Genomic DNA, 21,283 nt, shown 5'->3' on the forward strand with positions numbered 1-21,283 from the left:
GAACCCTATGAGCATAAGTAATCAAGGCGGAAGAACCCGCGCGCAAGAAAGTTCTAGCGCAATAGAGCGTATGTATATCACCATGCGCCATTTATTTAATAGAGGATTTTACAAACCCATGGGCGTTTCTGGAGAGACGTTGCGAGAGGCTTTATTGATTTTAAGGCCAGAAATATATGGAGCAATTGCAGAAGAAAAAGTAGAACTTAATGGTCTTTTGTATGTTATAGACAGATTACCAGAAGGTATAGAAGAGTGTCGTTATATTAATCTTACAAGCGATGAGGGCTATAAAGATTCACATTTTAAACCCATTGTGCCGCCTAAAAGACGCAGAAACTGCTATCGCATAGATGAGGAGCAGATGAATATTGAGATAACTCGAGGAAGATCTGAGATTTATGACATCCTTACGCATCTTACTTTTCTTTTTATAGAGTCACACAAGATCATGCGTCGTGTGATCATCAATGAAGATGGCAGCACAACACGCGATTGGAAAAAGCTTGAAAAAGCTGTAAGGGCAGAAGAAGAGCTTTCACAAACTGAGCGCGAAATTGCATTAACACATACAGCAAATATTTTAGGCAGAACCTTTCATGAGGTGACAACTATTTATGGCGCTTTTGCAACTCCTAAGAACAGTAAGCGTTTTCTGCGTTTAGTGTACTGGTTAGGTAAACGAGCAATTGAAGAAACTGTAGAAAATGATAAACGCATTGTTACTTTCTCACCTGTCCTTCGTGAGAGATTAGGGCACCATATTCATGGCGAGGTATGGGCAAATAATATAAAGTCTGTACTACAAAAGAACAATCTGCTACAAAGACCGCTGCATATCATAAGTGCAAATATGCACAGCGTTATGAATACGCTTTATGCACCGGTTGCTCTTACCAAAGAGAAAGAGAAGAAGAGTAGCATTGAGATTTACGAAATGCTTAGCGACTCGGCCAGCGGTAAATTGCGTACCAGAGTAGAAAAAACAGCGCTTCAACATGGGATGATCTTCTTGCCAGATTTTAGCGGGACTAATATTGATGTACAAATATTTGATACTGCTAAACTCGACACAACTAAAAATAATTTCTGTAAACAAGAATATGAAGCGGGCAAAGAACCGGTTATTGTTGTGATGGATTATGCTTTTGGTGAGCAGGCATATGAAACCATGGAAGAACTTTTGAAGCCTTATGAGATCGATAAGCAAACCGTTTATCTGGATGTAGAATCTATTTCTATCATGGGTAAAGCAGGTATTCTTGAAGGCGGAAAAGGAGATATTATGATTCCAAAAGCGCATTTATTTGAGGGAACTGCAGATAACTATCCCTTTAAGAATGAGTTACAAAAAGAATTTCTAGAAGGCAGTGGGATTTCAGTTTTTGAAGGTGCTATGATCACAGTATTAGGAACCTCTCTTCAGAATAGGGACATTTTGAGATTTTTCTACGAAAGCACGTGGAATGTTATAGGACTTGAAATGGAGGGTGCACACTACCAGAAAGCCATTCAGGCTGCAGCCAAATTACGTGGAAATATAAGTGATAAAGTTAAAGTAAGATATGCGTATTATGCGTCTGATAATCCGCTGGAAACAGGAAGTACTTTAGCTTCTGGCGGATTAGGAACCACAGGTGTTAAACCTACGTATCTTATTACAGAAAAGATTTTAGAACAAATTTTTCAATAATGGCAGACCAGGATAACCAGGACATTGACCTAAGAGTGCTTTACAGAAAAACAAGAGGTTACTTTAAAAAACTTGCTGTTCTACTGTTTAGAGCCATGGCTTTTCTTACCAGAAATTATCTGGTTTTAGTCGGGCTGTTAGTTGTAGGGTTAGTTCTGGGTTATCTTTTACAAACAGTTACCAGTAACAAGAGAGAGGCAGAAATAATTGTACACGCAAATGTAGAAAGTGTAACATATCTCTATGACGCGGTTAATCTGCTTGAGCTTAAAATCAAAGAGAGAGACACCGTTTTTCTCAATGATCTGGGCATTTCTATAAAGGGAAGAAATAAGCTGAAATCTATTGATATTAGCCCCATTATCAATATAAGAGATATACTTGAGAAATATCGCTCATATAGCGATAATCAAAGCGTGCTGCTTCTGGAGAATGTAGAATCTAAAGAATCTTTTTTTGAATCTAAAAACTTCCTGTGGGATTATGAGCTTCACACGATCAAATTAAAATTATCTAATGAAGCTACAGATGACGTTATAGATAGCATTCTTAGTTTTTTAGAAAACAATTCCTATTTACAAAGCAGGAGAGAGGTTTTTCGAGAGAACTTAAATAATCAATTAGCAGAAAATACATTTTCACTGAAACAACTAGATAGTCTGCTAGTTAATTCTAATAAAGCTTTAATAAGCAACAAAGGAGAGGCTAGCCAGGTAACTATTAATGGAGGAGAGGGTATAGAACTTGGTAATATTTTGCAGGCTAAAACTAACCTGCTTGATGCTAATTCACAGATAGAACAAGAATTATTAATGCTCGATAAGTTGGTACACGTAATCAATAAACCAGTGATTGTAGAGCATAAAACAGTGATGGATCACGAGATGATATGGTTACCTATACTTTTCATCTTTCTTTTTATGCTCTTGCACCTAATTAAAAAGTTCTACTTTAAACTGAAGAAAATTGCTGAAAGCAGCGCTTCTATGCACTAAATACAGCTTCATAAAGAGCTATATGTTCTGTTGCCATTTTCTTTAAACTATATTCTTGTGACCTGGAATAGCATCTCGTTGCCATTTTCTCATAATAAGCTTTCTCATTCTTTAACTTTAAAATGATAGACGCAAGTTCCTGCGCATTTCCCTTTTCAAACAAGATTCCGGTATTTCCTACAAGTTCAGCGAGGCCGGAGACATTAGAAGCTACAACTGGTTTTTGAGAAGCCATCCCTTCTAGTACCGCTAGAGGAAAAGCTTCATAGTGAGAAGATAATACGACCACATCTGCCATAGCGAGAAGAGCAGGTATATCTTCTTGATTGCCCAGAAAAAATGTATTCTTAGCAGCGCCTATTTCAAGCGCGTATTTCTCGCAAGGAATTCGGTTTTGACCATCACCCGCAAAAACTATTTTAAACTCCGCAGGAAGCAATTTAGCAGCCTCTATAACTGTTTTTTGATCTTTCGCCGGCCTAAAACTTGATGCCTGAACAATTACAAAGTCGGTGTCGCACAATCCTAATTCACTTCTATTCATAGGCAGGGCATTACTAAACTTACTTAAATTTATTCCATTAGTAATGGTTACAAGATTGTTACTTTCATTTTTTAAATGATTATGAAGAGAGTCTTCCACCTGTTGTGACACACAAATCACGTTGTCAATTTGGCTATATATAAACCTGTCGACCATTCGGAAAAACCAATTTGATCTTTTTTTAATGATGACACTATGTTCGGTATAGATCAATTTTGTGTTAGAACCGCTGACAAATTTGGCAAGAGCAACCCAGTACAGTGATGGAATTAAGTGAATATGAATAATATCATAATCTTTTAAATAGGGTATGATTTTAAATATGAGAAGAGGGTTGTAAATTTCTGAAGCATTTAAAGAGAATATTTGGCAATGAGAAGACGCAGCGAGTTCTTTAGTAAGAGATGTTTCAACAGCATTGAGCAAAAGAAGGTCACTTGGAATATTTTGATCATTTAAAAACGGAAGAAGATCAACAACCAATCTTTCGGCACCGCCTATTTGCAGGCTGTTAATTATGTGCAAAATCCTCATGAGATAAATTCATTTTAAAAGAGTAATTTTTATTGAACTCTAAGCTGCAAACATACTGCTCTTGGTGCTTTTATGTATATTACCGCACCTTAAATGGGTACAGAAACCTTTATGTCAACAAAGTTAAACAGCCCTACACAACGCTTACTTAAAAACAAGGATACGCTGCGAAGTATAAAGGCTCTTGTACTTAGAGTTATGGGAGTAGGATTGTTATTTATTACTACAATTTACCTGACTAACTTTTTTCCGGTTGCAATTGTAGGTGAATATGAATTTACACGGGCTATCTTACTGTTTTTAGGTAGTGTAGTGCTCATTGGGACAGATCAATCAATTTTATATTATGGGGGTTACTTAAAGGCCAAAAATGCAATTAATGAATTATTCCCTGTATACAGAAAGATGGTTTTGGCTCTCTTGGCAATAAGTATTGGCTTTTTTCTGCTTTTTTTAATAATTCCTAAATCGCTTTATTCTTATGTATTTGAAGACAATACATCTTTCAGCATTATGCGAAAAGTAGGAGCGATTCTTTTCTTTTATGCCCTCACATTACTTAATACCGAATACTACAGAGCATTAGATAAATTATATTTATCAGAACTCTTTAGAGGTCTGGTTAAATATGCACCTTTTGCTTTGGGTGTTTTAGCGCTTAATTATTTCGAAATGCACCGTTATTTAATAGATGTTTTTCTATTAGGATTTTTTGTTCTTGCTATAATTAGTACGATTATAGTTCTGGCCAAAAAGAGGGAGCAGCGTAAAACGCAATTACCAGAATTAAGTTTAAAAAATATAATTAAACAGTCATACCCTATGGCTATAAGTTCGTTGGGCTTCTTTCTGCTCTTAAGTATAGATGTGCTTTTTCTTAAAAGATATTCAGATTTTCAAAACATTGCATATTATGCCGTAGCCATTAAAATCATTTTTGTGCTCTCATTAATTCTTAACGGAGTAAACGCCTCAATTGCTCCTAAAATCGCCGAATTATATAGTAAAAACGACCAAAAAGCTCTAAAATCGTTGTTGCGATCAAATGCGCGGCTTATATTTTTTCTTTCTCTGCCTGTTATTTTAATACTCATCTTTTTCCCTGCATATTTGCTGGGTCTTTTTGGTAAAGAATATATTGCAGCAAAAGATGCGTTGTATTTTTTATTGGCTGGGCATTTTGCAAGTACTATTTTTGGCTCGGTGGCTGTATATTTAAATATGACAGGAAAACAGCGGCTTTTTCAGAATATCCTTTTGCTTACAGTTCTATTAAATCTAATATTGAACTGGCTTCTAATACCAACTTATGGAATTAACGGGGCGGCAATAGCTTCTTCTGCAGCTGTTATTTTTTGGAATTGTATAGCAGCTGTTATGATTTATAAGGCAGATGGTGTAAAACTGTTCGTTCGCTAATACTTATACCTAAGGTGGTAATCAAATCAAAATACTTCATCTTTTTACTTTTATCGATTCTTATCGTTATCACAGGTATTTTGTCTTATTTTTTCCTTCCTGAGCGGTTTTTTTATGACGCATTAACGATTACTCAGGATTTTTATAACGAGAGAGGCTGGTGGGGCAGTTACCCGCTTACCATGTCTTTTTACGAGTATACCCTGCTGGGCAAATTGCCTTTTCCTATTGTTGCGCTCATACAACTGCCTCTACTTTTGTGCATCATTTATAAATTGGGCATTCCCGATACTTTTGCAAGACCTACTTTAAAAAACAGTCTCGTATATATTTCCTTATTACTGCTGGCATTCTTTATCTCGATGCCATCAAAAGAATTTATTACATTTTGTTATCTGGCCTTAATACCCTTTCTGTTTAAGAATAAAAAATTCAGCCTTCCTAAAACAGTTTTATTATCGTTTTTCATATTTGTTGTCTTCGGGTTATGGTTCAGAATTTACTTTGTTTTTATACCTATTCTTGCACTGGCAATGCACTTGTTAAGCTACATTAGGATCAAGAATAAAATAGCATTGAACATAACAGGCGCTTTGCTGGTCGCCGTCTTTCTGTCGCTTTCTTATGGACTGGTAAAAGGCCAATTTTTAACCGAAAGCACGCGCGAAGAACTTAACCTCTTTCGGTCTCAAAGTGAAGATGCAAACTCAATGATTACATCGCCGGTACCTGCGACAACCTGGTACGGTGAGGTGGTAAGTATTTTTTACGGTTTCTTTACGGTGAACTTCCCATTAAATGGATTAAGGCATATTTTTAAACCGCAAATTATTGCTTTTATTCTCTGGCAATTGCTGCTTTTTGGCTTTTTGCTATACTATTTTAAGCTTTGTATTTCAAGAAAAAGGGAATACAAATATGAGATATGGATGTTCTATTTTGTGTTTGCATATTTTATAATTCAGGGCATTTTTGAACCAGATCTTGGTTCTGCCGTGCGCCATAAAATGGGCTACTTTCCTTTAATTTACTTTGCTTTGTACTATGATCATTTCAAAAGAAGCATACAGTAGTATTTATACCGCATTTGTAATTTTAATTGGTTGTCTTTTAATTTTTAGACTTCCCGCTACTTACAGTTTGTGGCTTTTTGTTCTGTTTAATATTGCTAATTATAAACACTTAAATTATAATAGAACAAAATGGATTTTCATAGTAATTATAGCTTCACCATTTCTGCTTGATCTGCTTTTTTTATGGAATAACAATTCGCTGGCAGAAGGCATTAAACATGCCGAAAAAAGAACAGCTTTGCTTCTTTTCCCCATTCTCATAATTGGTCAGGATATACGATTAAATTTAAAAAAGATTCTTCGGTATTACAGTATAATTACGACTGCCATTATGGTGGTGGTTTTCATACGATTTGTGCTTGTGTATCCAGATCTCTTTTATAAATATCTGGCGGGCAAAGATCTTTGGGAAATGGGGTATAAATTTGGTGACAGCATGGGTATGCATGCCCCCGCACTTAATATGCATATTGCATTTGTAACGGTTACCAACTTTTATTTCTTTATAAAGAGCTTTGAAGCGAAAAAGAAATTTGTAGGGATCGTGGCTAATCTCGTAATCCTTCTACTATCTATTTTTATTCTGCTTTATATAAATACCAGATTGGCAATCGTAAACGCATTTATCGGGTTTTTAATTGTTATTTTATACCGAAGCAGACAGCGATTTTCACCTAGAAAAACCGGATTTTTACTCCTTACAGGCATATTTTTAAGTGCTGTGATGTTTTTTGCTTTTAGTACGATGGACCCTCATATTATTGATAAATATTCTGGGGTCACATTTGCACATATAGACAAAATTGGGCGGCTGGATGAGGTAGAAAATCCGGAGGCTACAATTTTTAATAGCTTAGTTACACGCCTCAGTATATGGAAAGCGGCAGGTGAAGTTGCTGTTAACAATTTACCGCTGGGTGCAGGAGCAGGAGACGGCAAACATGAATTAAATGATTATTATACAGCGACCAATCAAAAATTTCTGGCTAAGTATGAATTCCCTGTTCATAACCAGTTGCTCGATTTCTTACTAAAATTCGGAATTTTAGGAGCGCTCGTATTCCTGATTTTTATAGTATTTATCGCGTTTTTAGGGCTAAAAACGGAAGAATCGCTTATACTATTCTTTTTCTGGCTGTTTTTCACCTCAAATATGATGGATGATTTTTTAATCAGATTTGATGGGATAACCTTTAGTGCACTTTGGATAAGTTTGTTTGCACATCATTATTTATGTACTCTTCCCAATAAAGATCGATCAATTGTTTAAAATTCTTTCTACTGTCAAACAACTCTTCACAACGCGCTAGAGAATTTTTACCAAATACCTCCCGCGTTCTTTGATCTTGTAAGTAGAAAAGGTAATTGTCAAATTCATAAATGGTATTAAAGAGGTAACCCGTTTCACCATGCTTCACAATATCTTTATTGCCAATTATGTTAGTAGCCAGAATTGGTTTCTCAAGAGCCATAGCCTCAAGAAGCGCAATGGGCAAACCCTCCCAGGAAGAGGTTTGCAGGTAAATATCTATAGAATTTAATTTTCTAAGCGCTTTTTTCTGGTCTGTGTACCAGCCAGTAATTGTAATGTTAGGTGCTGTAAGTTTATCATGCAATTCGCCATCACCTATCCACATAAAATTTATTTCGGGATGTCGCAGTGCGAGCACATTAAAAAGCTCAGGATTACGAGCGTATGTAATTCTTCCTAAAATACCAATGGTTAGTGGCCTTTGCTCATTTTCAGTTTTAACTGTTCTTATTTTTGAAAGATTCACACTGTTTCGCACAAGCGTAACGGGTCCTATTCTTTCAGAATAAGTGAGCTCTGTATCACCGCAGGCAATAGTTTTACCGCCAAAGAATTTTTGAGTGAGTTTTTCTATACAGAAGAAAAAGAACTTTTTGATTACCGAAATGTCCTTGCGCAAAAAGGAATAACCATGCGGAGTATAATATAATTGAGCATCTGACCCCGAAAAGTAATAAGCGGCTCTACCTAAAACACCCGCTTTTGAAGAATGAAGATGAATCACATCTGGTTTAATTTCTTCTAATACCTTTTTAATTTTTAAATATGCTTTGTAATCTGCACTGGCAGAAAGTTCCCTTTTCATAGGGATCTTGATAAGATTTATATTCTTATTAAAATCTACATAGATCTGCTGAGGATCTATTTCTTTGCGTTTATCGCTAAAAATAATAGTCGTTTCTACATTCTCGAGATCTCCAAAACTGTGTGTGAGTTCTACGAAATAACTATAAATACCACCACCTAAGGCTTCAATTATGTGCACAACCTTAAGAGCTTTCATATTCTGAAAATGTCACTGTTACCCATATAGGTTAGTATATAAATCATTTAAAAAATAATGCTTTGAGAGCATAATTTACATCGCAGAGGGTGATGAAAAGGAGTTAATAATATACAAAACTTTATTAAAAGGGAATGTTTTTTAAATATAAATCTAGTCGTTATAATACGTACATAAATTATTTATTCATGTGATTTATTTTTGAAGTACAAAGTACCATAAAAAAAAATTCAATTAAAGAATGATCCTGAGATAATCTGAGGTTTTGAGAACATTATCGAATAAATGAGGTTCTTAAAGAATAATTTAGAATTTTTGATTTGGAAATCAATATATTTCCTTTCTGAAATAGTGAGTTTAATTTATGACGGAAAGAATACTTATTACAGGAGCAGCCGGATTTTTAGGTTCACATTTGTGTGACAGATTTATAAATGAGGGTTTTGAAGTGCTGGCGATGGATAATCTTATAACCGGTGATATTTCAAATATTGATCATCTCTTTAAAGAAGAACGATTTACTTTTTACAACCATGATGTTTCAAATTTTGTTCACGTTCCCGGCCGTTTAGATTACATCTTACATTTTGCCTCTCCTGCCAGTCCTATAGATTATTTAAAAATTCCTATTCAAACATTAAAAGTGGGTTCATTAGGAACGCATAACCTATTGGGTCTCGCAAAAGATAAGAATGCCAGAATCTTAATTGCTTCAACCTCTGAAATTTATGGTGATCCTCTTGAGCATCCTCAAAATGAGGAATACTTTGGTAATGTAAATTGCATTGGCCCGCGTGGAGTTTATGATGAGGCTAAGCGTTTTCAGGAGTCGATTACAATGGCCTATCACCGTTTTCACAAATTAGAAACACGTATTGCACGTATTTTTAATACATACGGCCCAAGAATGCGATTAAATGATGGGCGAGTAATTCCGGCTTTTATGGGGCAGGCGCTAAGGGGAGAAGATCTTACAGTTTTTGGCGACGGGTTGCAAACTCGTTCTTTTTGTTATGTAGATGATCAGATTGAGGGTATATATAAGCTGCTTTTTAGTAATTATACAGATCCCGTAAACATTGGTAATCCTGAAGAAATAACCATTCTTGATTTTGCTAAAGAAATTGTTGATTTAACAGGTACAGATCAAAAGATCATTCATAAAGAATTACCTGTTGATGACCCTAAAAAGAGAAGACCAGACATTACTGTTGCGAGAAAAGAACTAGGCTGGGAACCTAAAACAGATCGCACAACAGGTATGAAAAGAACATTTGATTATTTCAAAAGTTTGAGCCAGGAACAGCTTTTTAAAAGGGAGCATAAAGATTTTAGTAAACATATTAGAAATTAGATGGGAGTTAGAACAAAGAGGGCATCGGTTTATATAAGACCCGCATTGTATGTGCTTGACCTGGCACTTATTATTTTATTAGCAGAATACTTTTTTCTAAAACCATCACTGCTTCTGCCTTTTTCTATCTATATAATCTCAGGATGGCTCATAACAACCTTATTAACTGAGTTTTACGAGGTTTACAGATTCACTTCTCTCCTTAATATTCTTAACCTGCTGTTCAAGCAATTTGTGGTGTTTGCGTTAATGATTTTTGCCTTTTTTGGTTTAGCAAATCAACAGCGTGATCTATCAAGTGTAGTTGAGTATATACTTTTAGGTTTTCTTGCGATATCAATTCTTAAGGTGGGATTGTTCAATCTCTTAAAAAAGTATAGAACCACACTAGGTGGAAACCTAAAGCGGGTTGTTGTGCTTGGCGAAAACTCTAAAACATTGAGGTTAGCAGAATTTTTTACTAAAAACCCAGCTTACGGTTATGAGTTAGTTAAAGTATTCGATTTTAAGAATAAGGAAATTGGCGTAAAGGAGGTTATAGATTTTGTTGTAGAAAATAATGTAGACGAACTCTATTGTTCAATCTCAGAAGTAAAGAATAAGCAGATCGCTAAGATTGTAGATTTTGCAGATAACAATTTAAAAATAGTCAAGTTTTTACCTGATAATAGAGAGATTTTTACCAAAAAACTGGAGTATCAGTATTACGGCATTACACCTATACTTTCCTTAAGAACGATGCCTATAGAAACACCTTTAAATCAATTTTTAAAGAGATCTCTTGATTTGGCAGTTTCCTCAATCGTTATAGTTCTCATTTTGTCGTGGTTAACTCCTCTTGTGGCCTTAATTATCCAAATTGAATCACGCGGGCCGGTATTTTTTAAGCAGAAGCGAAATGGGTTAGGAAGTAACGTTTTTCATTGCTATAAATTCAGGTCGATGCACAGCAATGAGAAAGCCCATTCTGAGCAGGTGAAGGTAGGCGACGGTCGCATAACAAAACTGGGTAACTTTCTACGTAAAACCAGTTTAGATGAATTGCCACAGTTTTTCAATGTTTTTTTAGGAGATATGTCTGTTGTAGGACCACGACCTCATATGTTAAGCCACACCCACAGATATGCGGCAAGCATTGATAAATTTATGGTTAGACATTTTGTAAAACCAGGAATTACAGGTTTAGCCCAGGTAAGTGGTTACAGAGGAGAGATAAGAACAGATGATGACATTAAGAACAGGGTGCGTTTTGATATTTTTTATCTTGAAAACTGGTCAATCCTAATGGATTTGCGTATTATCGTAAAGACTGTACTTAACACAGTTCAGGGAGATAAAAACGCTTACTAAAATGTCTAAACCATTGGTTTCTGTGATTACACCGTTATACAATGGGGCTACATTCTTAAAGGACGCAGTTCAATCTGTGCTGGCGCAATCTTATGAAAACTGGGAGCTTATTATAATAGACGATGCATCAACCGATGAAAGTTATCTGGTAGCTCAGGCTCTTGCAGAATCTGATAATAGAATAACAGTTAAAAAGCTGAGCGAGAACTTAGGCGCAGGAAACGCAAGAAATCAAGGTTTGGCTGTAGCCAAAGGAGACTATATTGCTTTTTTAGATGCAGATGATATTTGGAAATTCTCAAAGTTAGAGAAGCAAATTAAATTCATGAAAGAGCACGATGCACTCATTTGCTATAGTGATTATGACTTCATTGCTGAAGATGGTACATCTTTACACAGGAAAATAGAAGCTCTGCCTAAAATTGATTTTACTAAACTCTTAAAGGCAAACTACATTGGCAATCTAACGGCAATTTATAATGCTTCAGTTTTAGGGAAAGAATATTTCTCAGATTTGCGAGTACGTCAGGATTGGGGTATGTGGTTGAAGCTTATTCAAAAAGCAGGTTACGCTTATGGCATCTCAGAAAGTTTAGCGACCTACAGGGTGAGAAAAGGGTCTATTTCTGCCAATAAATGGAACATGCTTAAATATAATTTTAAGGTCTATAATGAAGTTTTAAACTTCTCCTTTCTAAAAAGCACCATTCTTTTAGCTCAGTTTTTATGGGAACAAAAAACAGTAAAAAATAAACAGATCAAGTATTTACGTGCGAAGTAAACTGTTTTAGTTTTCCGCTTTTAGAACGGGCAATAACATCTTTCCTAATTAAGAGTACGTCAAGGTTGGGTTCTAAATATGCTGCAAGTTCTTCTTTTAATTTTTTGACCAAATTTTGATCCATTTCAAAATTACTTACATACTCAATTAAGAATGCATTCGTGTGGGTTTGTGTGATTACAAATTCTTTCACAGAAGAGTCATTATCGATAATTTTCTTTGTCACGTAATAAAATGCAAGTCCGGGAACCACTTTTCCACTTGGTAAAACTGCGAAATCACTTTTTCGCCCTGTGAGCTTTTTAAGAATCATTTTTTTAGCAGAACTTTCCTGAGAAAGTATTCCTAAATCGCCTATATCATAACGTATAATAGGATGTGCTTTGTTGTAAAGAGAAGTGATCACAACACGACCTTCGGTTTCTGCGGGCACGATTTTATTGTTATCATCTAAAATTTCCACATATAACAGCTTGCTGTCAATTTGTAATTTACCATCATTATTTTCAAAAGCGATGAGTCCGGTTTCTGAAGCGCCATATTCATTACGCAGCGGAACACCCAACTGCTTTTCAACGATTATTCTGTCTTCGGTAAATAACATTTCGCTGGTTACAATGCAAAGTTTTAAAGAGGGACAGTTTTCTTTTAGAACGATGTTTTTTTGAGCCAGAAACTTCGCAAACAAAACAATACTACTTGTGTACCCATAAATGTAAGTGAACTTCTTCTTCTTAAAAATCGCTAAAAAAGCAGTCATTTTCGCCTCGCTGAGGTCAAAAATCGGCAGTCTGTATCGCCCGCTTATTAAGTCTTTAAATCGTTCTTTATATCTGCTATTTCCGCCAGTTGCAAGACCGTAAAATCTGGCTTGATAATCATGAGATAAATCAATCTCAGCTTTCGCGTAAGCAGAATAAAAGGAAGCCCACGACAGGGCATGACTCCATTTGTCTTTAGCAAATACAAAAGGATGACCGGCGGAGCCCGATGTTTTTCCTACATAAACATTTTTAGAAGTAAAATCTGTTGAAAGTCTGTCTCTTAAGGGCTGCTGCAGATTAGCTTTGGTTAGAACAGGTAAATTCTCCCACTCACTATTTCCTGCAGCCAGTTTTTTGTAAAACGGCGTATTATTGAGGTGATATTTTACTATTTCTGCCCGATTTTCATGCAAATATGCCCGATATTTTGAGTCAGGAATAGCCTGTATCTGCTCTATTTTTTTTCGCGCAGCGTCAATATTAAAACCCGATAATCGCAGTGAGAGATCAAATAAATTCAAGGAGTAAAAATTAGTAGGTCAATTTACAAACATTTATTTTTGGCATTCAATTAAACACATTTAAAATGAATATTCTTGTATTGGGATCTGGTGGTCGTGAACATACTTTTGCCTATAAAATTGCGCAGAGCTCACATTGTGATAAACTCTTTGTAGCACCTGGTAATGCGGGCACGGCACAAATCGCGATTAACAAGAATATCGCTGTAACAGATTTTGATGCTATAAAGGCTCTTGTACTAGAAGAAAATATAGAAATGGTTATTGTGGGTCCTGAAGACCCATTAGTAAACGGGATCTATGATTTTTTTCTGCATGATGCAGCGTTAAAAGAAGTGAATGTCATTGGCCCGTCTAAGCGTGGTGCTTTACTTGAAGGCAGCAAGGAGCGCGCAAAAGAGTTTATGGCACTTTACAATATTCCCACAGCGGCATATGAAAGTTTTAAAAGCGTAAGCCTTGAGGCCGGAAAGCAATTTTTAGAAACCCTTAAACCGCCGTACGTACTTAAAGCAGATGGTCTGGCTGCGGGAAAAGGAGTTGTGATCTTAAATGATCTTGATGCGGCAAAAGCAGAGCTTGAAGATATGCTTACCAATAAAAAATTTGGTGCCGCTAGTGAAACAGTGGTAATAGAAGAATTTTTAGACGGTATTGAGCTTAGCGTTTTTGTACTTACAGATGGTGAGAATTATATCACTTTGCCTACGGCGAAAGATTATAAGCGTATAGGTGAAGGAGACGCTGGTTTGAATACGGGCGGTATGGGAGCGATTTCTCCGGTTCCTTTTGCAGATGAAGCATTGATGGAAAAAATCGAAGAAAGAATCGTAAAACCTACCATAAACGGCCTAAAAACGGAAGAGATCGATTACAAAGGCTTTGTTTTTATTGGCCTCATAAAAGTGGGAGACGATCCATATGTTATAGAATATAATGTGCGTATGGGCGATCCCGAGACCGAAGTAGTTTTGCCGCGAATAAAAAATGATCTGGTAGAAGTCTTTACTAAAGTAGGAGAGAAGAAACTCAACGAAGTTAAACTTGAGCTTGATCCTCGTTCTGCAGCTACTGTGATGTTGGTTTCAGGTGGTTATCCTGAGGCTTACGAAAAAGGAATTGAGTTAACAGGAGCAGAAAATATAGAAGACTCACTTGTATTTCATGCAGGAACCACTCTGGAAGAAAATAGAATTCTTACTTCAGGCGGAAGAGTAATGGCTATAACATCTTTACATGAAGACTTTAAAGAGGCGTTGAAACTGTCTTATAAGAATATAGAAAAAGTCCATTTTGATAAAATGAACTTTAGAAAAGATATAGGTTTTGACTTATAAAAAAGATGATTCTAGACGCGCTCGTCTTTCTCATCATACTTTTTAAGTTCATTCATCCAGTAAATGAAAGCCGCACAACCTATTAGAATAAAAATGATGTTGATGCCATTTGCAGCCCACCAGCTTTTTAGCTCTAAAGCACGCAAAGCGTCAAGAGGAGCAAAGGCTACATTCACAAAAAAATCTTCTATAACTTCATAAACAGCTTTAAAACTCATAATCGTGTACTTTTACAATTGGTTGTTGCAGCGCATATTTTTATGCTAAAGCAATGCAAAAATAGAAAAAACCTTCATGCTTACAAGCTTTTTTGGCACTTCAAAACCTATTAATTTTATAGCTGTCGTATTTCTGGCAGTATCTTTTTTTCTTTGGATAAATTTAGAGCATGTAGGTTTAAATATGTCTGGCTATAAAGTGCTCGCTCAGGTAAGTCTGCTGCTTATATATATTTTCACTATCGGCGTAATAAATTTTGTTGTAAAACGAAATACACTCACTAAACAAAATACATACATCCTTTTTATTTTTGTGTGTTTTACATTCTCATTTCCAGCAAGTTTTGATCATTATTCTGTAATTGTGTCTGGTTTATTTCTCATGCTCGCACTAAGGCGCATTATTAGCCTGCGCTCACAACTCGAGGTGAAAAAGAAAATTTTTGACGCCGCATTCTGGATTGCTATTGCTTCAATTTTTTATTTCTGGAGTATTCTGTTTCTGGTCGTTCTGTATGTTGGGATTCTTTTTCATGGTACAACTACGTATAAAAATTGGCTCATTCCGCTTCTTTCTATCTTAATTGTGATGCTTTTTTGTTGTACGTATGCGATTTATAATGGCGGAGTAGTTTATTTCGCGAAAGCATACTTTGATAAACCCACACTAGATTTTACAGCTTACAGCAAGCCACGATTACTTGTACCTTTGTCAATTGTTGCGACATTCTATATCTGGTGTTTAATTAAGTACATAGCTTTAATTTCATCAACTTCTCAAAAGCATAAATCGTCGTATATATTAATTATCGCCAGCAGTGTTGTGACTTTGCTAATTGCAGTGGTTTTTGCACCTATTCATGATGGCAGTGAGGTTTATTTTTTTCTGGGACCCATGGCAATAATTACCGCACGATATATCGAGAAAAGCGAGGGTTTTTGGTTTAAAGAAATGATATTATTAATGACTTTAGCTTTACCTCCCTTTTTAATTTTGTTCACTTAGACTAACCTTTGGCTTAAGTGAGTGTTAACGCACTATTACAAAATGTGATACCTTTGCCCTCAATTATTATTTTAGAAGACTTTAAATAAAGTACCATGATTTCTCATACGGCTAACAGAATATTTCAGGAAGTTATAGAACATTATCATTTAGAAAATGATGTAGATCAGGAATTTAGTAATAAATATGATTCAGAAATAGATTTTTTTGAGCATCTCCTGTTTAAAAAGTGCTGGATAGATACTGTACAGTGGCATTATGAAGATATCATTCGTGACCCTGCAATTGACCCTGTTGCGGCTTTAAAGCTGAAGAGACAAATTGATGCATCTAATCAAGAGCGTACAGACATGGTAGAATATATAGACAGCTACTTTCTTGAGCAATATAATGATGTAGAGCCTAAAGATGAGGCTACGATTAATACAGAAAGTCCTGCCTGGGCAATAGATCGTTTGTCTATTCTTGCATTAAAGATATTTCACATGCGAGAGGAGGCTGAAAGAGAAGATGCATCTGCAGCTCACAGAGAAGCTTGTCAGCGAAAATTAGATATTCTGCTTGAGCAGCGACTAGATCTTTCTACAGCGATAGACACGTTGATCACAGATATCAAAAACGGGAAGAAATACATGAAAGTCTATAAGCAGATGAAAATGTACAATGATGATGAGCTAAACCCGGTTCTGCGTGGGCAGAAATAGCAGACATAGTGAATCAATAGTTGTAATACGTCTTTCTGCCTTAGGAGATGTGGCGATGACCGTCCCGGTTTTGATCGCTTTAAGAGAGAAATATCCTTCTCTGGAGGTAACGATTCTTTCTAATAGCAGATATGCCCCTTTTTTCAGCAATATTTCTAATATAAACTTTCACGCTGCAAAGGTAAAAGACAAGCACAAAGGTCTTTTTGGGTTATTTGAATTATACCGGGAGATCGACGCTTATAAATATAGTGCTATGGCAGATTTACATAATGTCATACGATCTCAAATTATAGATTTATTAGCCAGTGTTGCAGGAAGAAAAATCGTGCGTATAGATAAAGGTCGACAAGAAAAGAAAGCCCTAACAAGTGAACAGCTGGAAAAACTACCACAGCTAAAAAGCACACATGAGCGGTACGCTGATGTATTTACTCGTTTAGGTTATGACTTTAATTTATTTCCCACGCATGTATTATCTAAACAGCAAATACCTGCCCAAATTAGGCAAAAACTAGGCCCGGAGCCTAAAAAGTGGATTGGCATAGCGCCTTTTGCAGCCCATGAAGGTAAGATGTACCCTCTTGACCTTATGGAAGAGGTTGTAAAAGATTTATCTGCTAACGAAAAATATAAGGTTATCCTTTTTGGGGGCGGGAAGAAGGAGGTTGAGGTTCTTAATAATTTAGCTTCAAAGTATCGCAGAGTAGTTAATCTAGCCGGTCAATGCAGTTTTGAAGATGAACTAAGTGTAATTTCAAATCTTGACCTGATGCTTTCTATGGATAGCGGCAATGGTCATCTTGCTGCTATGTATGGCATTCCTGTGGTTACTTTATGGGGAGTTACGCATCCCGCGTTAGGTTTTAAACCATTTATGCAACCCGATGAAAATCAATTGCTCTCAGATCGTGTTCAATTTCCGCTTATTCCTACTTCAGTTTATGGCAACAAAGTGCCAGAGGGTTATGAAGAGGTTATGCGTACTATTTCGCCACAGCGAGTAATTAAAAGAATTAATGAAATACTTGCCTAAAACATGTCAAAATCGGTCAATTTAACTGAAATATTAGGAATAAAATATCCTATTATTATTGCTCCCATGTTTCTCGTTTCTAACGTGGCAATGGTAAAAGCCGCTATGAAAGAAGGAATAGCCGCATGTATTCCTGCGCTTAATTACAGAACCCTTGACGAACTAAAAAACGCAATAAAAGAACTAAAAACTGCAAAAACTAATAATGGCGCTTTTGGCATAAATCTTATTGTAAATAAATCTAACTTAAAGTTTCCTGCACAATTAGAGGCATGCTGTGAGTTGGGTGTAGATTTTATTATAACATCTCTGGGCAATCCTAAAACAGTAATAGAAAAAGCTCATGAAAAGGGCATAAAAGTATTTTGTGATGTCGTAAATCTGGAGCACGCGCAAAAAGTAGAAGCTTTGGGTTGTGATGCGCTGGTAGCTGTTAATAATATCGCGGGTGGTCACAGAGGTGATATAGATCCTCAGGAGTTGATCGCCTTACTTACAACTAATTGCAATATTCCGGTTATATCTGCAGGTGGAGTAGGCAGCAAAGAAGAACTAGATAAAATGCTCGCGTATGGCGCTGTGGGGGTAAGTATAGGAAGCCCGTTTATTGCTTCAGAAGAAGCTGGTGTTTCACAGGAGTATAAACAGGCTTGTGTGAACTATGGTCAAAACGACATTGTCATGACCGAAAAAATTTCAGGAACACCTTGTAGCGTTATAAATACACCGTACGTTCAGGAAATAGGAACAAAACAAACCTGGATAGAGCGACTTCTAAACCGCAACAGATGGTTAAAGAAATACGTGAAAATGTTGCGCTTTTTAAAAGGAACAAATATGGTTACTAAAGCGGCTAAAGAAGCGACCTACAAGACCGTTTGGGTTGCAGGCCCATCTATTGAGCACACGTATAAAATTGAGCCGGTAGCCGCAATAATTAAACGGTTTACCAACTAATCATATTAAAACCTGTCCTTTTTTTCCTAACGGTGATAAGGTTAAATTCTAAACCTCATCATAATCTACCACAATGGTAGGGCTCGTGGGTTGAGCCTGGCAAGTTAAGACAAGACCTTCTGCTACTTCGCTATCTGTCAATATTTGATTTTTACGCATAACGGCGGTGCCTTCTTTTATTCTGGCAATACAACTGCTGCAAATACCGCCCTGGCAAGAATGCGGCGCATCAATATCGCGATCTAAAGCTGCATCAAGAATTACCTGAGATTGAGGCATGTCAAAATCAAATTCTTCGTCGTCTACAATTATTTTAATTTTAGTATTTCCATCACCAGATACCTGAACGACACCCTCATCTTTTGAAGAGAAAAGTTCAAACAGTATTTTGTCTTCTGCTACTCCGTTCTCAGTAAGAACTTCTTTAACCTCGGTGATCATAGCTTCTGGACCACACAGAAAATAGCGATCAAAATCGTGCTCCTTAAATTTATTCTTAACCACATAATTTACGGTTGAGCGTGCAATTCTTCCAAAATGGCTATTTTCTTCCTGAGTGCGACTGTAAACAAATTCGATAAAAAGGCGGTCAGCGTACTGCAATTGAAGTTTTAACAACTCTGTATGAAAAATGGTTTCCTCAATAGATTTATTGCCATAAACTAATAAAAACCTGCTTTTAGGCTCTTCCTCAAGAACTGTTTTAATTATAGATAAAACAGGAGTTATACCGCTACCCGCAACAAAAGCTGCATAATCATTTTGATTTTCAGCATTAGGCTCAAGAATGAATTTTCCTTCGGGAGGATGTACCTCTAAAGAAGCACCCACAGCCAGTTTATTATTTGCTAAAACTGAAAATGTACCACCGCTCACTTCTTTAACGGCAACTTTTAAAATTTCGCTGCCCGGCGAAGAACAAAGAGAATATGCTCTGCGCACTTCTTTACCATCTATGGTAGTTTTTAAAGTAAGATATTGCCCAGCGATAAATTTATACTCAGCTTTTAAATCTGAAGGCACGCCAAATGTAATACTCACTGCGCTAGGGGTCTCGCGCGTTATATCTTGTATTGTAAGAGAATGGAAATCGCTCATTTAAAGAAAAATTTTTGCAAAAATACAAAGCATCACAGCTTTTAACGTAACATTTTTATATTTTTCATACTCATATTAAGTAGCGAATATCAAAAAAATCTTTAACCCATAACTATGTTTAAACATTTTATTAACCTCGAATGGAAAAGCTTTTTTAGATCTGCTTCTTTTAAGGCAAATCTGGTCTTAAAAATTTTCATGGTTCTGGGGGCGCTTTACTTTATAGCCTTATTTACTGGCGCGGGAATTATGCTTTATTTTGGTCTTGAAGACCACGGCTTTGATCCTCTGGTTACAGTAAACAAATACCTGATCTATTATCTGGTTGCAGATATTGTGATACGCTACTTCTTTCAGAAGATGCCTGTTATAAACATTAAGCCACTTTTGTTACTTCCTTTTAAGAAAGGTAAGATCGTTAACTATGCTTTTGGGAAAACAGCTATCTCTTATTTTAATATTGTTCATGCATTTTTCTTCATCCCGTTTTCAATAGTTTTACTCAAAGAGGGTTATAGCATTAGCGGAGTAATAACCTGGCATCTGGGGATCATGTTTTTGATCTATATTAATAATTTCATCAATATCTTTCTCAATGACAGGACTGTCTATATTGTAGCATTTGCAGGCATAGCAATTTTGCTGGGGCTTGCACAGTACTACGAGTATTTTGATATTACTACTTATACTTTACCGTTCTTTCAGGCGCTTTATGATATTGCCTGGATGTGTGTTGTTCCGCTTGTGGTACTTTTAGTTATAATTAAGATTGCATACGATTATTTTTACCACATATTATATCTCGACGCAGGTCTTTCTGCTAAACAAACTACCGCGAGTACAGAGAATTTAGACTGGCTTGACAGATTTGGAAAAATCTCAACATTTCTAAAAAACGATATTAAGCTTATTAAGCGAAACAAAAGATCTCGCACAACGGTTTTAATAAGTTTCTTGTTCTTATTCTATGGCTTGTTGTTTTTCTCTGGAGGCATAGAAAGCTATAATAATCCCGTGATGCGCATATTTGGGGGAATTTTTGTCTCCGGCGGATTTTTATTCACTTTTGGTCAATTTGTGCCCAGTTGGGACAGTTCTTATTACCCATTAATGATGAGCCAGAATATTCGGTATAAAGAATATCTTACCTCAAAATGGTGGCTTGTGGTTATTGCGACGGTAATATCTACCATTCTTGCATCTTTCTATCTGTATTTTGGCTGGGAAGCTTACGCTGCTATTTTAGTAGGTGCGATTTACAATATTGGTGTAAATTCTCATCTTGTACTTCTGGGTGGTGCTTACATAAAAACTCCCATAGACCTTACCAGCGCTAAAAAAGCTTTTGGCAACTCGCAGGCATTTAATTTAAAGACAATGCTAATTAGCGTACCTAAATTATTGTTGCCGCTACTTCTTTATGCGCTTGGGCATTATACCTTAGGACCTATAGCAGGTTTTGCTCTTGTGGCGATTGCGGGGGTTGTAGGTTTTGCTTTTAGAAATATGGTATTTAGAAAAATAGAATCTATTTATAAAGCAGAGAAGTACAAAACACTATCTGCATACAAACAAAATAATTAG

The 21,283-nt window shown here is 36.2% G+C and carries 19 protein-coding genes; 14 read left to right on the forward strand and 5 right to left on the reverse strand.

What is annotated here, in order from left to right:
• The first annotated feature begins 7 nt into the window (after positions 1-7).
• Together ACH3PA_RS07460 and ACH3PA_RS07465 are read left to right on the forward strand one after the other, a co-directional pair.
• A complete protein-coding gene (locus ACH3PA_RS07460; protein WP_416445607.1) occupies positions 8-1,693 on the forward strand; it encodes a DUF6909 family protein in 1,686 nt (561 codons plus the stop codon).
• The gene (locus ACH3PA_RS07465) at positions 1,693-2,688 is read left to right on the forward strand and encodes a hypothetical protein (RefSeq protein ID WP_416445605.1); all 996 of its coding nucleotides are present in this window, start codon (positions 1,693-1,695) and stop codon (positions 2,686-2,688) included. The genes ACH3PA_RS07460 and ACH3PA_RS07465 overlap by 1 nt, the downstream gene beginning before the upstream one ends.
• Here the strand turns inward: ACH3PA_RS07465 and ACH3PA_RS07470 are convergent.
• On the reverse strand, positions 2,678-3,766 hold the full coding sequence (locus ACH3PA_RS07470; RefSeq protein ID WP_416445603.1) for a glycosyltransferase: 1,089 nt from the start codon (positions 3,764-3,766) through the stop codon (positions 2,678-2,680). The genes ACH3PA_RS07465 and ACH3PA_RS07470 overlap by 11 nt on opposite strands.
• 111 nt (positions 3,767-3,877) lie before the next feature.
• Here ACH3PA_RS07470 and ACH3PA_RS07475 point away from each other — a divergent pair, with 111 nt between their 5' ends.
• The 3 genes from ACH3PA_RS07475 (at position 3,878) to ACH3PA_RS07485 (ending at position 7,528) form a co-directional block, all read left to right on the forward strand.
• Positions 3,878-5,185, forward strand: coding sequence for an MATE family efflux transporter (locus ACH3PA_RS07475; RefSeq protein WP_416445601.1), 1,308 nt, complete (start codon positions 3,878-3,880; stop codon positions 5,183-5,185).
• 80 nt (positions 5,186-5,265) lie between these two features.
• A complete protein-coding gene (locus ACH3PA_RS07480) occupies positions 5,266-6,258 on the forward strand; it encodes a hypothetical protein (protein ID WP_416445599.1) in 993 nt (330 codons plus the stop codon).
• Positions 6,230-7,528, forward strand: coding sequence for an O-antigen ligase family protein (locus ACH3PA_RS07485; protein WP_416445597.1), 1,299 nt, complete (start codon positions 6,230-6,232; stop codon positions 7,526-7,528). The genes ACH3PA_RS07480 and ACH3PA_RS07485 overlap by 29 nt, the downstream gene beginning before the upstream one ends.
• Here the strand turns inward: ACH3PA_RS07485 and ACH3PA_RS07490 are convergent.
• Entirely contained in the window at positions 7,452-8,573 is a 1,122-nt protein-coding gene (locus ACH3PA_RS07490) for a glycosyltransferase (RefSeq protein WP_416445595.1), read from the reverse strand. The genes ACH3PA_RS07485 and ACH3PA_RS07490 overlap by 77 nt on opposite strands.
• Positions 8,574-8,937: 364 nt before the next feature.
• Between ACH3PA_RS07490 and ACH3PA_RS07495 the strand changes: the two genes are divergently transcribed.
• Genes ACH3PA_RS07495 through ACH3PA_RS07505 form a run of 3 tightly spaced genes read left to right on the forward strand, consistent with a single transcriptional unit; the run spans position 8,938 to position 12,058 of the window.
• Positions 8,938-9,927, forward strand: a complete 990-nt coding sequence (locus ACH3PA_RS07495; RefSeq protein WP_416445593.1) for a UDP-glucuronic acid decarboxylase family protein — start codon at positions 8,938-8,940, stop codon at positions 9,925-9,927.
• Positions 9,928-11,277, forward strand: a complete 1,350-nt coding sequence (locus ACH3PA_RS07500; RefSeq protein ID WP_416445591.1) for an exopolysaccharide biosynthesis polyprenyl glycosylphosphotransferase — start codon at positions 9,928-9,930, stop codon at positions 11,275-11,277. It abuts the gene before it with no gap.
• Between the two features lies 1 nt (position 11,278).
• Positions 11,279-12,058, forward strand: a complete 780-nt coding sequence (locus ACH3PA_RS07505; protein WP_416445589.1) for a glycosyltransferase family 2 protein — start codon at positions 11,279-11,281, stop codon at positions 12,056-12,058.
• Here ACH3PA_RS07505 and ACH3PA_RS07510 read toward each other — a convergent pair.
• Positions 12,036-13,343, reverse strand: coding sequence for a phenylacetate--CoA ligase family protein (locus ACH3PA_RS07510; protein ID WP_416445587.1), 1,308 nt, complete (start codon positions 13,341-13,343; stop codon positions 12,036-12,038). The two genes, ACH3PA_RS07505 and ACH3PA_RS07510, sit on opposite strands and share 23 nt — an antisense overlap.
• Before the next feature lie 65 nt (positions 13,344-13,408).
• On the opposite strand from ACH3PA_RS07510, the gene purD reads away from it, so the two are divergent.
• Entirely contained in the window at positions 13,409-14,680 is a 1,272-nt protein-coding gene (gene purD / locus ACH3PA_RS07515; protein ID WP_416445585.1) for a phosphoribosylamine--glycine ligase, read from the forward strand.
• A gap of 11 nt (positions 14,681-14,691) precedes the next feature.
• Here the strand turns inward: purD and ACH3PA_RS07520 are convergent, their stop codons facing one another.
• Complete coding sequence (locus ACH3PA_RS07520) at positions 14,692-14,898, reverse strand: DUF6341 family protein (protein ID WP_416445583.1); 207 nt, start codon at positions 14,896-14,898, stop codon at positions 14,692-14,694.
• Between the two features lie 76 nt (positions 14,899-14,974).
• On the opposite strand from ACH3PA_RS07520, the gene ACH3PA_RS07525 reads away from it, so the two are divergent.
• The 4 genes from ACH3PA_RS07525 (at position 14,975) to ACH3PA_RS07540 (ending at position 18,601) form a co-directional block, all read left to right on the forward strand.
• Positions 14,975-15,904 (forward strand): DUF6427 family protein, encoded by a 930-nt coding sequence (locus tag ACH3PA_RS07525; RefSeq protein ID WP_416445581.1) that lies wholly within the window; start codon positions 14,975-14,977, stop codon positions 15,902-15,904.
• Positions 15,905-15,999: 95 nt separating this feature from the next.
• Complete coding sequence (locus tag ACH3PA_RS07530) at positions 16,000-16,608, forward strand: DUF4254 domain-containing protein (protein WP_416445579.1); 609 nt, start codon at positions 16,000-16,002, stop codon at positions 16,606-16,608.
• The gene (locus ACH3PA_RS07535) at positions 16,595-17,644 is read left to right on the forward strand and encodes a glycosyltransferase family 9 protein (protein WP_416445577.1); all 1,050 of its coding nucleotides are present in this window, start codon (positions 16,595-16,597) and stop codon (positions 17,642-17,644) included. The genes ACH3PA_RS07530 and ACH3PA_RS07535 overlap by 14 nt, the downstream gene beginning before the upstream one ends.
• Before the next feature lie 3 nt (positions 17,645-17,647).
• Positions 17,648-18,601 (forward strand): NAD(P)H-dependent flavin oxidoreductase, encoded by a 954-nt coding sequence (locus ACH3PA_RS07540; protein ID WP_416445575.1) that lies wholly within the window; start codon positions 17,648-17,650, stop codon positions 18,599-18,601.
• 48 nt (positions 18,602-18,649) lie between these two features.
• Here ACH3PA_RS07540 and ACH3PA_RS07545 read toward each other — a convergent pair whose 3' ends face one another.
• Positions 18,650-19,699: a 2Fe-2S iron-sulfur cluster-binding protein gene (locus ACH3PA_RS07545; RefSeq protein ID WP_416445573.1), complete on the reverse strand. Its 1,050-nt coding sequence runs from the start codon at positions 19,697-19,699 to the stop codon at positions 18,650-18,652.
• Positions 19,700-19,813: 114 nt separating this feature from the next.
• Between ACH3PA_RS07545 and ACH3PA_RS07550 the strand changes: the two genes are divergently transcribed.
• Positions 19,814-21,283: a DUF5687 family protein gene (locus ACH3PA_RS07550; protein ID WP_416445571.1), complete on the forward strand. Its 1,470-nt coding sequence runs from the start codon at positions 19,814-19,816 to the stop codon at positions 21,281-21,283.

This window comes from Leeuwenhoekiella sp. A2 (assembly GCF_047946655.1).
In the GTDB taxonomy this organism is placed as follows: Bacteria; Bacteroidota; Bacteroidia; order Flavobacteriales; family Flavobacteriaceae; genus Leeuwenhoekiella.